This window comes from Mycobacterium sp. THU-M104 (assembly GCF_049197365.1).
In the GTDB taxonomy this organism is placed as follows: domain Bacteria; phylum Actinomycetota; class Actinomycetes; order Mycobacteriales; family Mycobacteriaceae; genus Mycobacterium.
Genome location: NZ_JBMIOP010000171.1, coordinates 16,462 through 28,850 on the forward strand (window position 1 = coordinate 16,462; position 12,389 = coordinate 28,850).

Sequence of the window (12,389 nt, forward strand, 5' to 3'; positions counted from 1 at the left end):
CGATTTCTCTCGGTATGCGATTTCTCCCGGTATGCCATGCACGGGGTGCAGCGCATGCACGCGGGGATGTAGCGCGGGGTGATCGGCTGACGGGCGCGTCCGCCAGCGTGCCGGGGCCTTGGATACGGGCCTTGGATCCGGGTCTTGGATACGGGCCTTGGATACGGGCCCTGGATAGGGCCTTGGATACCTTGGTGGCGGCGGGGCGTGCCAGCAGGGCCGCGAGCGTTCCGCACTCGACGTTGCGGCCCGGGAAGGAGCTTCGCGATGAGCACGGTCAGCCCGGACGCGATCCGCGCGGAGACGATCAGCATCACCGGCCACGGGGGCGGCCAGATCGAGGCCTATCGCGCCATGCCGCTGGCCGAGGGGTCGCGCGGCGGGATCGTCTGGATCCACCACATGCCCGGACACGACCGGCAGACCAAGGAGTTCGTTCGTCGGCTCGCCGTCGACGGCTATCACGCGGTGGCGCCGAACCTGTATTCGCGCGAGGCGCCGGGCGCTTCCCCGGACGACGCCGCCGCGGCGGCGCGAGCGGCGGGCGGGGTGCCCGACGAGCGGCTGGTCGGCGACGTGGCCGGCGCGATCGAACACCTGCGCACGCTGCCCGGCGCGAACGGGAAGTTCGGCGTGATCGGGCACTGCTCGGGCGGTCGGCACGCGTTCCTGGCGGCGTGCTCGCTGCAGCTGGACGCGGCGGTGGACTGCTACGGCGCGTTCATCGTCGAAGATCCCCCGGCGGGGACGCCCAAGGCCATCAGTCCCATCCTCGACATGGCGCCCAACCTGAGCTGCCCGCTGCTGGGCCTGTTCGGGAACGAGGACCAGTTCCCCTCACCCGAAGCGGTCGCCACGCTCGACGCCGAGCTGGACAAGCTGGGCAAGCCGCACGAATTCCATTCCTACGACGGCGCCGGCCATGCGTTCTTCGCCGTCGACCGGCCCGCTTACCGGGTGGAGGCCGCGCTGGACGGGTGGCGGCACATCGACGAGTTTTTCGCCACCCATCTGAAAGGCTAGGTCTGTCAACCCATGTGCACCTATCTCACCGAACACGTCGAGATCGACGGCAGCGGCAAGGGCGCGACGGGATGGTTCGGCGCAGACCGCGCGACGGTGTACGTCGACCATCCGGTGCATGCGCCCTACGGCCACACCGTCAACATCGACGTGATCAATCCGCAGCTGGGCCCGTCGGCGCGGGTGGCGCTCGAACTCACCGAGGAGAGCGCTCTGGCGCTGGCCGAAGCCATCCGCAGTGCCATCGCGCACGCGCCCGCCGGCTTGGCGTCCAAGGACCAGTAGTCGCCCCGGAACCGCCGGGTTGCTGCGCGACGAGAACAACCTGCAGTCCGTACGTGCGGGCCGGCGACACCGTCCATGCCGACCTGGCGTGGACGTACCACTACCTCCTGCCCGCGGTCGCCCAGATCGCTGGTCTGGCGGCGTTCTACAACGACAAGGTCGACGTTGTCGACGGTGTGGCGCGTGGGCGGCCGACGACTCATTGCGGTTGAGAAAGCGGCTGGGATCGCTGTGACATTTGCCTCGATAGTGTTTTTGCAACTGAGAGTTTCTCAGTTTTCGGTTCCGGTGACCACGCGCCCCGAAAGTTAGCGATGGCAGGAGAATTACAGTAAGCGCGGGTAAGTGACGTTTGCCTCGGCGTGAAAAGCGGCTGGCCGCAACGCCACTTCCCGCTCCATCCAAGTGATCTGGGTTACACGGCGCGAATTTGCTTTATTTCCGTGTGGAATTCAACCGGTAGCATTTGCAACAGCAGTCACCTTGCAGGTGCTGTGACACGGGTGAATCAGCGCGGCCGTTCTCGCAAAGGTTCTCGCTACTACTGTCGCGCGGACGCACGACGAACACGGCAAAGGCGGTGTCGGCATGAAAGACGCGAACGACCGGACGATTGCGCGGGCCGGCCAGGTGACCGAGCTCGCCGGGGCGCCGGATTTCCCGATCGTCGGAAAGATCGCTGTGGGGAAAGGTCCGATCAGCGCCATCGCCGTCACCCCCGACGGCTCGCGGCTGCTCGTGGCCAACTTCGCCGACCACAGCGTCTCCGTCATCGACGCCGCCACCTGCCGGATCACCGGAACGTTCGCCGGCCTGGGCGAGCCGTCGGCGATCGCGGTGGGCGGCCTCGACTCCGGCCAGGCGTACGTCCGCACCGCTACCGCGGCGTACGACGCCATTGCAGTCATCGACCTGCCTGCCCACGCCGTCGTCGCGTCCCATCCGCTGGCGTACAGCGTGAGCGACCTGGCGGTGAGCCTCGACGGGTCGCATGTCTATGCCGGCCGCCACGGCGCCGGAATCGCAGACGTCGCCCTGCTGGACACGACGACAGGCGCGGTGGAAACACTCGATCTCACCGACGCGACCAACGCCGTCGCCGGTGGTGACGCGTCGGCGCCCACCACGACGTGCCTGCGGGTCAGCCCCGACGGCGTTCACCTCTATGTCGCCTCCGGCGCACAACTGGTCGCGATCGAGACGGGCGCGCGGTCCGGGCTTGGTGGCGCGCGCGTCCTCGCCGCCGTCGACATCGGCCTGCCCATCCGCGATGTTGCGCTCAGCCCCAACGGCGCGCGGGCCTACGTACTGAGCAGCGCACCGGAGGTCGGTGCCGTGATCGACGTCGTCGACACCCGCACCCGCAGGATCACCGGCACGCGCAAACTCGGTGAGATCACCGGCTTCGTGACCGGTCTGACACTCAGCGGTGACGGTGATCGCGCATACCTGGTCAGCGACGACAGCATCACGGTGCTGTGCACGCTGACGCACGACGTCGTCGGCACCGTCGGCACCGTCGGGGTGTCCGACACGCCGTCCTGCGTGGTGGAAAGCCCGGACGCCACCTGCCTCTACATCGCCGAGTACTCCGGCGCGGTCACCGTGGCGTCGGTCGCCTCGATCGCGGCCCTGAGGAACGACAGCGCCGGGGGTGAGTGCGAATCCGCCGAGTGGATCGTGCCCGAACTGGTCGCGGGCGCACCCGCCCTCGTATAAGGCGCCCCTGCCCAAGACGGCTGTCCCGCCAGCCCGCTTTCTTCAGCCCGCTTTCTTCAACCCGTTTTCTTGGTGCGCCGCACGCGGCGATACCATTCGGCGCACCGTACTCAAGGCGTACTCAAGGCGTACTCAAGGCGTACTCAAGGCGTACTCAAGGCGCACACAAGGGTACACAAGGCGTGAAGGCGACACAGCGATGGACAGCACGATGCAGGACTTCCCGCTGACGATCACCGCGATCATGCGACACGGCTGCGGCGTCCACGGAGCCCGCCGGGCCACCACGGCCACCGGCGGCGGCTACCGGCACACCAGCTACGCGGAACTGGGTCAGCAGGCGGGCCGGCTGGCCAACGCGCTGCGCCACTTGGGCGTCACCGGGGACCAGCGGGTGGCCACGTTCATGTGGAACAACGCCCAACACCTGGCGACCTACCTGGCGGTGCCGTCGATGGGCGCCGTGTTGCACACCCTCAACATCCGGCTTTTTCCCGAGCAGATCGCCTACATCGCCACCGAAGCCGACGACCGCGTCGTGCTCGTCGACCTGTCCCTGGCCGAACAACTGGCTCCGGTGCTGCCCGAGCTGAAGACCGTGCACACCGTGATTGCCGCCGGGGAGGGCGACACGGCGCCATTGGAGGAAGCGGGCAAGACGGTAGTGCGCTATGACGACGTCGTCGCCGCGGAGCCCGCCGAATTCGAGTGGCCGGACATCGATGAGCGTTCCGCGGCCGCGATGTGCTACACCAGCGGCACCACCGGTAACCCCAAAGGTGTGGTCTACAGCCACCGTTCCAGCTTCCTGCACTCCGTCACGACGTGCACCGCCAACGGCATCGGCATCGGGACAGACGACACGGTGTTGCCCATCGTGCCGATGTTTCACGCCAACGCGTGGGGCCTGCCGTACGCGGCACTGATGGCGGGTGCCGACATCGTGCTGCCCGACCGCCATCTCGACGCCCGGTCGGTGATCGACATGATCGAGAAGCTGCGGCCCACCGTGGCGGGTGCGGTGCCCACCATCTGGAACGACATCGCCCATCGCCTCGAAGAGAACCCGGACCACGACCTGTCGTCGCTGCGGGTGGTGGCCTGCGGCGGTTCGGCCGTCCCACTGTCGCTGATGCGCACCTTCGAGGAGAAGCACGGCGTCCAGATCCGGCAGTTGTGGGGGATGACGGAAACGTCCCCGATGGCCACCATGGCCTGGCCGCCGCCGGGGACCCCGCAGGAGCAGCGGTGGGCGTACCGCGCGACCCAGGGGCAGCCGGTGTGTGGGGTGGAGATGCGCATCGTCGACGACGAGGGCCGGCCGCTGCCCAACGACGGCAACGCCGTGGGCGAGGTCGAGGTCCGCGGACCGTGGATCGCCGGCTCCTACTACCAGGGGCGCGACGAATCCAAGTTCGACTCGGGCTGGCTGCGCACCGGCGACGTCGGCCGCATCGACGAGCGCAGCTTCGTCACCCTGACCGACCGGGCCAAGGACGTCATCAAATCCGGCGGTGAGTGGATCTCCTCGGTGGAGTTGGAGAACTGCCTGATCGGGCATCCGCACGTGCTCGAGGCCGCAGTCGTTGGAGTTCCCGACGAGAGGTGGCAGGAACGGCCGCTGGCGGTGGTCGTGGCCAAACAGGGCGAGCCGCCCACCGCCGAGCAGCTGCGCAAGTTCCTCGCCGACAAAGTCGTCCGGTGGTGGCTGCCGGAGCGGTGGACGTTCGTCGACGAGATCCCGCGGACCAGTGTCGGCAAGTACGACAAGAAGGCCATCCGGGCGCGATACGCCGAACACGGCTACTGGGTGATCGAAGCCCGCGACTGATCGCGCGAGGACACGCTCTCGTTACTGTCGAAAGCATGTGTCGACTTTTTGGCCTGCACGCCGGGACGCAGGTGTGCACCGCGACTTTCTGGCTGCTGGATGCCCCGGACAACCTGTCCCGGCAGAGCCGGAGAAACCCCGACGGCACGGGCTTGGGCGTCTTCGACGAGCACGGTCACCCGCAGCTGTGCAAGCAGCCGATGGCGGCCTGGGACGATACCGCCTTCGCCGCCGAAGCCCACGACATGACCGGCACGACCTTCCTCGCCCACGTCCGTTACGCGACGACCGGCGGCCTCGATGTGCGCAACACCCACCCGTTCCTGCAGGACGGGCGGCTGTTCGCCCACAACGGCGTGGTCCGGGGGCTCGACACCGTCGACGAACGGCTGCGCGAGGCCGGCACCGACGACCTGGTGCTCGGCCAGACCGATTCCGAGCGGGTCTTCGCCCTGATCACCGCCCGCATCCGTGCCCACGACGGCGACGTGACGGCGGGCCTGCTCGACGCCACGCGCTGGCTCGCCGACACCGTGCCGCTCTATGCGCTCAACGTGCTGCTGAGCACGGCCACCGAGATGTGGGCCCTGCGCTATCCGCAGACCCATACGCTCTACGTCCTGGATCGCCGCCCCGGGGACGCCGAACGGGATTTGCACCTGCGTACCGACCGGATCCGCGCCTTCTCGCGGCACCTGCGCGACCGGCCCTCGGTGGTGTTCGCCAGCGAGCCGATGGACGACGATCCGCGCTGGCAGCTGATGGAGCCCGGCGAGCTGATCCACGTCGACGCGGACCTGCACATCAGCCGCAGTCTGGCGCTGCCCGTCCCGCCCCGCCACCAGCTCGCCGAGTCCGAGTCCGAGTCCGAGTCCGAGTGCGACGAGCCGGCGTCGTAGGCGCGCCCGGCGTGTGCCGGTCAGCCCTCGGTCGCGGGCGCCGCGCCGGCGCCGCAGTCGGCTTCGAAGGCGTCCAGCGCCCGGTCGGCCACCTCGCGGCCGGCGGAAATCACCTCGACTGCCCGGTGGAATTCCAGGCTGCGGCAGGTCGAGCGCGGGACCTCGATCAACAGGTCGGGCGGGTACGCCGCCAGGCTGTGGCGCGCCAGCGCCGACTGGGCGATGTCGATCGTCCGGTTCATCACCTCGAAGCCGCTCAGCCGCGGAACGTCCGATTCGCCTTGCGGGTCCTCGGCGGGCTCCTTCAGGTCGGCGTCGGATTCCGTCTCGGCCCGCTCGACGTCGGGCCCCACGCCGAACCTTCCCAGCACTGCACGGGCCGTCGGCCGGTCGAGCAGTGAGCGGGCGGCGGCGGTGTCGAGCAGCGCGGAGGTGCTGCGCACCATGCGGTTCAACCACTCGGCGGTGGCGCCCGGCCCGGCGCCGCGGCTGCCGATCACCTCGCTGCCGCTGAGGTTCACCGCGATGGTGAGGTCGGGGTTGACCGCCGAGAGCGGGGCGATCGGCAGCGGATCGAGGATGCCGCCGTCGGCCAGCAGCCGTCCGTCGACCTCGTACGGGGCGATCACCCCGGGGATCGCGATGGAAGCACGGATCGCCTCGTCGAGGGGACCGTGCTGGAACCACACCGCTGTGCCGGCCAGCAGATCGGTCGCGACCGCGGTGTAGGGGATGGACAGTTGCTCGATGGTGACCGGGCCCAGGATGTCGCGTACCGCGTCCAGGATCTTGCCGGCCCGCATCACCCCGGCAGCACTGATGGAGGGGTCCAGCAGCCTCAGGATCGTGCGCTGGGTCAGCGACTTCGCCCACTCGGCGAACTCGTCGAGGCGTCCGGCCGCCTGCAGGCCGCCCACAAGCGCGCCCATCGACGAACCGGCGATTCCCACGATGTCGTAGCCACGTGCCTGCAGCGCCTCGATCACCCCGATGTGGGCGTAGCCGCGGGCGCCTCCGCTGCCGAGCGACAGCGCCACCCGCAGCGGTGCCGAGGGGTGGGAGACCGCCGCAACAGGTTCACCGGGCATCCACTCATTCTGCGCGGCGGCACGGTCCCCGGCTGTCCGTGCGGCGCTTGTGTGCACCGTGATCTCGACAATGCTGCCGATAACGGTGCGGCCCTGTCGCTACCCGCACTCGTCATCGGCGGCCGCCCGCGCGGCGACGATCACGGCCGCCTGCCGGGCCAGGCTCAGTCGCGCCCACGCTGTATTCCAGCTGCCCGGGGTTCCCGACGGCGACGCCTGAACCATCGCCAGATACATCTCGACCCGTGATGCGCCGGTGTCGGGCTGGGCGTCCATCCACACCTTCGCGGCGTGACAGGCCTGGAAATACTGCTCCTCGGTGGAATCGGCCGGGACATCCACGCGGGTCGTCACGCCGGCGGGGGAGAGACCGACCGCATCCGGTGGCGCCGGATCCGCGACGCTGCCCGCGCCCGACGGCCGCGCCGGTGACGACGTGGTCCCGCCGCGGTGGGCACCGTGCGAGCAGCCCGTGAGCGCCGGCGAACAAGCCAGTGTCCCGGCCGCGACGATGGCCGTGCCCCAGCGTGGGAACGAACGGCTGAAACTGCGCACGATGTCAATCTATGCGGTCAAATTATGGGGGGGCAGATTCCAGCCACCGGCCGACGTGAGGGAGCACTTCGGATCCTGCAGGTGTTCTCGGCGGTGAAGCCGCGCGTACCACCCCGCCGGTTTCGGCTGCTCGTTTCGGCTGCTCGTTTCGGCTGTCCGTTTCGGCGCTGGATCTAGTTGTTGGAGTGCAACAGCGGCCGCAGCCGGTCGGTCTTGTCCGGCGTCCAGCCGGGCGGGGACAAGACGGCGGCCCAGCCGTTGGCGACGTCGGCGACGTAACGGTGGCCATGCCCCTCCGGCACGTCCAGGGCGACCGCCATGTCCGCGGTGATTTGCAGGAACGTCACCACCGGGATCCAGCGTGTCTGGGGCAGCACGTCGTAGCCCCGCTTCTCCTTGAGCCAATCCGGCTCCTTGAACAGCAGGCTGGGCGTCCACCAGGCGATCGGGTCCGACGCGTGCTGAAGGTAGACCACCCGCGGGACGTCCCACGGGGCGTCCGGGCGGGCGAAGTTGCTCGCGCGGGCGACGAACCGGACGTTCTTGCCGTCGTGGTAGATCGGCAGCCACTCCGGTGAGCCGGCATCGCGGGTGGCGGTGAGGTCCGTCCAGATGGTGTTTTTGAAGGTCGGTCCGCTGAACAGCGCCCCGTCGGTGCGGGCCAGGACGTTGTTGAGGCTCATGAACGGCGCCTCGGCGCCGAACGATCCCAGGCTCTCGCCGAACACCACGAGCTTGGGGCGATGCTCCTCGGGCAGCTTCCGGACCAGCCTGTCGACGGCCTCGAAGAGCGCCTGACCCGCGTGCCGGGCGTTCTCCTTGTCCACCAGGAACGACAGCCAGCTCGGCAGAAACGAGTACTGCATGCTCACGACCGCGGTGTTGCCGTCGTACATGTACTCCAGCGCCGAGGCTTCGGCCTCGTTGATCCAGCCGGTGCCGGTGGTGGTCCCCACCGCGACGACAGCACGCCGCAGCCCGCCCGTGCGCTGGAGCTCCCGGGCCGCGAGCTCGGCGGTCGCGGTGATGCCGTCGGCGGAGTTCAGCCCGGCGTAGGCCCGGATCGGCTCGGTGGCCTGCACCCCGTTGAACGCGGTGAGCTGCTCGACCGTCGGGCCGCCCTCGACGAAGACTCGGCCCTCCCGGCCCAGCGAGTCCCAGGACACCAGTGACCCCGGACCACCGGATCGAAGCGGGGTCCTCGGCGGCGCGGTGTCGGGGTTCTCCTCGTCGTTGGCCGAGGCGAAGGTGTTGTTCATGGTGCGCATCGCGACCTTGAGCACGACCCCGTTGAGCACAGTGATCGACAGCGCCGCGAGGGCGACCACCACGATGGTCGCCGAGAGGCGGAACGGTGCCACCCGGTCGACCCGGTCGACCAGAAAGCTGACCAGCCAGCGAGTGGACTGCCCGATCTCGACCAGGCTGAACAGCACCACCAGCGACAACCCTGCGGCCACCGGGTAGTCGTACCAGCGCAGGTGCGGGACGCCCATCAGATCGCGCACGTCGTCCTGCCAGACGTGAAAGCGGATCGCCATGATCACCATGCCGACCGCCCCGATCGGGATCAGCAGCATCCACGCCCACCGCGGCGCCGGCGGACTGGAATCCAGGTCGCGCATGTAGCCGACCAGCCACACCGCGAAGACGCCGATGCCATAGCCGATGGCGCCGGAGATCCCGCTGACCAGACCCTGGAACGGCGCGCTGCGGGGCAGCAGTGACGGCGTCATCGAGAACCAGACGAAGATCAGGCCGACGGTGGTGCCGGTGAAGGTGTAGTGCCGTAGCCACCAGTACGGGCCGGCCGGCCGGGACTCGCCGGCCGGCCCGGATTCCTGCGGTTCGGGCACTGTGCGGGCTGGGGCGTCCGTGCCGGCTTCGGGCGCCGGTTCGTGGCCGGCGGTGTTGGTCGCAGAATCCGGTCGGTGCATCGTAAGCCCTACCGGTGGCGGAAGTTCGGAGCGCGTTTCTCGATGAAAGCGGCCATGCCCTCGGACTGGTCCTCGGTGGCGAACGTCGAGTGGAACAGCCGGCGTTCGTAGAGCAGTCCCTCGGCCAGGGTGGACTCGAACGAGCGGTTGACGGCCTCCTTGGCCATCCGGGCCGCCGAGCGCGACATTCGCGAGATGGTGGTGGCGACGGCCCTGGCCTCGGTCAGCAGGTCCTCGGCCGGCACCACACGCGAGACCAGGCCGCTGCGTTCGGCTTCGGTGGCGTCGATGGTGCGCCCGGTCAGGATGAGGTCCATGGCCTTGGCCTTGCCGATGGCGCGGGTCAGCCGTTGGGAGCCGCCCATGCCGGGCAGCACGCCGAGTTTGATCTCCGGCTGGCCGAACTTGGCCGTATCGGCCGCGATCAGCAGGTCGCACATCATCGCGAGTTCGCAGCCACCGCCGAGTGCGTGGCCCGCGACCGCGGCGATCGTCGGGGTGCGCACGGCCGCCAGTGTGGCCCAGGGGGCGAAGAAGTCGGCGCTGAAGGCGTCCGCGAAGGTCAGGTCGGCCATCTCCTTGATGTCGGCACCGGCGGCGAAGGCCTTGGCCGATCCGGTGATGATGATCGCGCCGATGCCGGGGTCACCGTCGAATTCGGTTGCTGCGTAGGTGACTTCGCTCATCACCTGGCTGTTGAGGGCGTTGAGCGACTGCGGCCGGTTCAGCGTGATGATGCCGATCCGCTCGTCGCGCTCGACGAGAATGGTCTCGAATGTCCTGTCTGTCATCGAATCCGCCTTTCTCAAAAACTCAAGTCGTCGTCGACCGGCGCGAAATACGCCTCGACGTCGGCCGCGCTGACTTCGGCCAGCGTCGCCGGGGACCACTTCGGGTTGCGATCCTTGTCGATCAGCTGCGCGCGGATGCCCTCCACCAGGTCGTGTGAGCGCAGCGATGCGCTCGACACCCGATAGTCTTGCACCAGAACGTCTTCCAGCGTCTCCAGCTTGGCGGCCCGGCGCACCGCTGCCAGCGTCACCGACACCGCGACGGGGGAGCGGGTGGCGATCAGGTCGGCGGCGTCCCGCGCGGCTGCCGCGCCGTGTCGGCGGAGGGCGGCGAGGATGTCCTCGGCGCTGTCGCCGGTGTAGCATTCATCGATCCAGTCTCGCTGGGCGCCAAGATCACTCGCCGGGGGTTCGACGGCGTGGTGGGCCAGTGCGCCGTCGGGTCCTTCGGTGACGACCGCACGGGTGAACGCCTCGAGATCGCCGTGCGGCACGTAATGGTCGGCGAATCCCATCGCGATGGCGTCGGCGCCGGAAAATGGGGCTCCGGTCAGGGCGGCGTGCAGGCCCAGCCCGCCCGGCGCGCGGGACAGCAGGAAAACCCCGCCCACGTCGGGGATGAACCCGATGCCTACCTCGGGCATCGCGACCGTGGAGGTGTCGGTCACCACCCGCGTGTTCGCGTGCGCGCTGACACCGACCCCGCCGCCCATCACGATGCCGTCCATCAACGAGACATAGGGCTTGGCGAACCGGCCGATCTGCGCGTTGAGCAGATACTCGTCGTGCCAGAAGCGCCGCGCCACCACCCCGTCCTTGCGGGCGCTGTGGTAAATCGCGACGACGTCGCCGCCGGCGCACAGTCCGCGATCCCCCGCGCCGCGCAGCACCACCGCGCCCACCGCGTCGTCGCCGGCCCAGGCGGTGAGCACCGCCCGCAGCGAGTCCACCATGGCTTGGTTGAGCGAGTTGATCGCTTTGGGGCGGTTGAGCGTGATCACGCCGACGCCCCCCTCGACGCGGGTCAGAACCTCCTCGGATCCTGCTGTCACGCCCTGGCCTCCTGTTGTCTGTTGTTCGCGATCCGTTCACATCCGCCCGAGCCGCTTCGCGGCTGTCCCGGCCTCGAGGAGAAATCTAGATCGTTCCAAGGTCGGCGATGCCCGCGGGTAAGGTCTATGTTTAAGCCGACAACCACATGCGAGGCAGGAAATACTCGTGAGACGCCGGCTCTGTCGGGAACCCCGGTCGGGCCACTGATCGTTGAGTGTGTGTTCGCACAGCTCGAAGCCACAGCTATGAGAGAGGATCCGACGGTGCGGGAGACAAGCAACCCGGTATTTCGTTCGCTGCCCAAGCAGAGCGGCGGATATGCGCGATTCGGTACAGGCGCGCCGCAAGTGCAGCAGGGCTATCACCAGGCCGACCCTTACCGGGCTCCCTATCAGGAGGTCGAAGCCTCCCGCCCGGTGACCATCGACGACGTCGTCACCAAGACCGGCATCACGCTGGCCGTGCTGTCGGCCGCCGCGATCGTCTCCTACTTCCTGGTGTCGGCGAACGTCGCTCTGGCGATGCCGCTGACCATGATCGGAGCGCTCGGCGGCTTGGGGCTGGTGCTGGTGGCCACCTTCGGCCGGAAGCAGGACAGCCCGGCGATCGTGCTGAGCTACGCGGTGCTGGAAGGGCTGTTCCTCGGCGCCGTCTCGTTCGTGTTCGCGAACTACCAGGTGTCCTCGGCCAGCGCCGGTTCTCTGATCGGCGAGGCCGTTCTGGGCACCTTCGGGGTGTTCTTCGGCATGCTCGTCGTGTACAAGACCGGGTCCATTCGGGTCACGCCCAAGTTCACCCGGTACCTGATCGCCGCCATGTTCGGGGTGCTGGGCCTGATGCTCGGTAACTTCGTGCTGGCGATGTTCGGTGTGGGCGGCGGCGAGGGTATGGGTCTGCGCAGCGGCGGGCCGTTGGCCATCCTGTTCTCGATCGCGTGCATCGGTATCGCGGCCTTCAGCTTCCTCATCGACTTCGACGCCGCCGACCAGATGGTGCGTGCTGGCGCGCCCGAGAAGGCGGCATGGGGCATCGCGCTGGGTCTGACGGTGACCCTGGTCTGGCTGTACCTCGAGATTCTGCGTCTGCTCAGTTACCTGCAGAACGACTAGCCCCAATGCCGCGTAGTTAGGTTCATGGGCCGGTTGTCAACTGGTCGTTGATGGTGATGTCGACGGTGATGTTGTAGCTGTTGCGGTCGACGGGTCCTT

General features: G+C 68.5%; 11 protein-coding genes and 1 pseudogene. 7 read left to right on the forward strand and 5 right to left on the reverse strand.

The window, feature by feature from the left end; genetic code table 11:
• Positions 1-267 precede the first annotated feature (267 nt).
• The 6 genes and pseudogenes from ACOJVU_RS13925 to ACOJVU_RS13950 all read left to right on the forward strand — a co-directional run bounded on the left by ACOJVU_RS13925 (position 268) and on the right by ACOJVU_RS13950 (position 5,757).
• The gene (locus ACOJVU_RS13925) at positions 268-1,023 is read left to right on the forward strand and encodes a dienelactone hydrolase family protein (RefSeq protein WP_421530306.1); all 756 of its coding nucleotides are present in this window, start codon (positions 268-270) and stop codon (positions 1,021-1,023) included.
• A gap of 12 nt (positions 1,024-1,035) precedes the next feature.
• The gene (locus ACOJVU_RS13930; protein WP_421530307.1) at positions 1,036-1,308 is read left to right on the forward strand and encodes a DUF6295 family protein; all 273 of its coding nucleotides are present in this window, start codon (positions 1,036-1,038) and stop codon (positions 1,306-1,308) included.
• Positions 1,309-1,331: 23 nt separating this feature from the next.
• Positions 1,332-1,520 (forward strand): annotated as a pseudogene (locus ACOJVU_RS13935) (DUF427 domain-containing protein); the annotation flags it as partial.
• Positions 1,521-1,896: 376 nt separating this feature from the next.
• Positions 1,897-3,027, forward strand: coding sequence for a YncE family protein (locus tag ACOJVU_RS13940; protein WP_421530308.1), 1,131 nt, complete (start codon positions 1,897-1,899; stop codon positions 3,025-3,027).
• A gap of 199 nt (positions 3,028-3,226) precedes the next feature.
• Entirely contained in the window at positions 3,227-4,858 is a 1,632-nt protein-coding gene (locus ACOJVU_RS13945) for a fatty acid--CoA ligase (protein WP_421530309.1), read from the forward strand.
• 35 nt (positions 4,859-4,893) lie between these two features.
• On the forward strand, positions 4,894-5,757 hold the full coding sequence (locus ACOJVU_RS13950; protein WP_421530310.1) for a class II glutamine amidotransferase: 864 nt from the start codon (positions 4,894-4,896) through the stop codon (positions 5,755-5,757).
• A 20-nt stretch (positions 5,758-5,777) separates the two neighbouring features.
• On the opposite strand, the gene ACOJVU_RS13955 is transcribed toward ACOJVU_RS13950, so the two are convergent.
• The 5 genes from ACOJVU_RS13955 to ACOJVU_RS13975 all read right to left on the reverse strand — a co-directional run bounded on the left by ACOJVU_RS13955 (position 5,778) and on the right by ACOJVU_RS13975 (position 11,180).
• Complete coding sequence (locus ACOJVU_RS13955; RefSeq protein WP_421530311.1) at positions 5,778-6,845, reverse strand: patatin-like phospholipase family protein; 1,068 nt, start codon at positions 6,843-6,845, stop codon at positions 5,778-5,780.
• Between the two features lie 99 nt (positions 6,846-6,944).
• On the reverse strand, positions 6,945-7,400 hold the full coding sequence (locus tag ACOJVU_RS13960) for a lipoprotein LpqV (RefSeq protein WP_421530312.1): 456 nt from the start codon (positions 7,398-7,400) through the stop codon (positions 6,945-6,947).
• Positions 7,401-7,573: 173 nt separating this feature from the next.
• The gene (locus ACOJVU_RS13965) at positions 7,574-9,337 is read right to left on the reverse strand and encodes an alpha/beta hydrolase (protein WP_421530313.1); all 1,764 of its coding nucleotides are present in this window, start codon (positions 9,335-9,337) and stop codon (positions 7,574-7,576) included.
• An 8-nt stretch (positions 9,338-9,345) separates the two neighbouring features.
• Positions 9,346-10,128, reverse strand: coding sequence for an enoyl-CoA hydratase (locus ACOJVU_RS13970; protein ID WP_421530314.1), 783 nt, complete (start codon positions 10,126-10,128; stop codon positions 9,346-9,348).
• A 14-nt stretch (positions 10,129-10,142) separates the two neighbouring features.
• Positions 10,143-11,180 (reverse strand): enoyl-CoA hydratase/isomerase family protein, encoded by a 1,038-nt coding sequence (locus ACOJVU_RS13975; RefSeq protein WP_421530315.1) that lies wholly within the window; start codon positions 11,178-11,180, stop codon positions 10,143-10,145.
• A 264-nt stretch (positions 11,181-11,444) separates the two neighbouring features.
• On the opposite strand from ACOJVU_RS13975, the gene ACOJVU_RS13980 reads away from it, so the two are divergent.
• Positions 11,445-12,290, forward strand: coding sequence for a Bax inhibitor-1/YccA family protein (locus tag ACOJVU_RS13980; protein ID WP_421530316.1), 846 nt, complete (start codon positions 11,445-11,447; stop codon positions 12,288-12,290).
• The last annotated feature ends 99 nt before the right edge of the window (positions 12,291-12,389 follow it).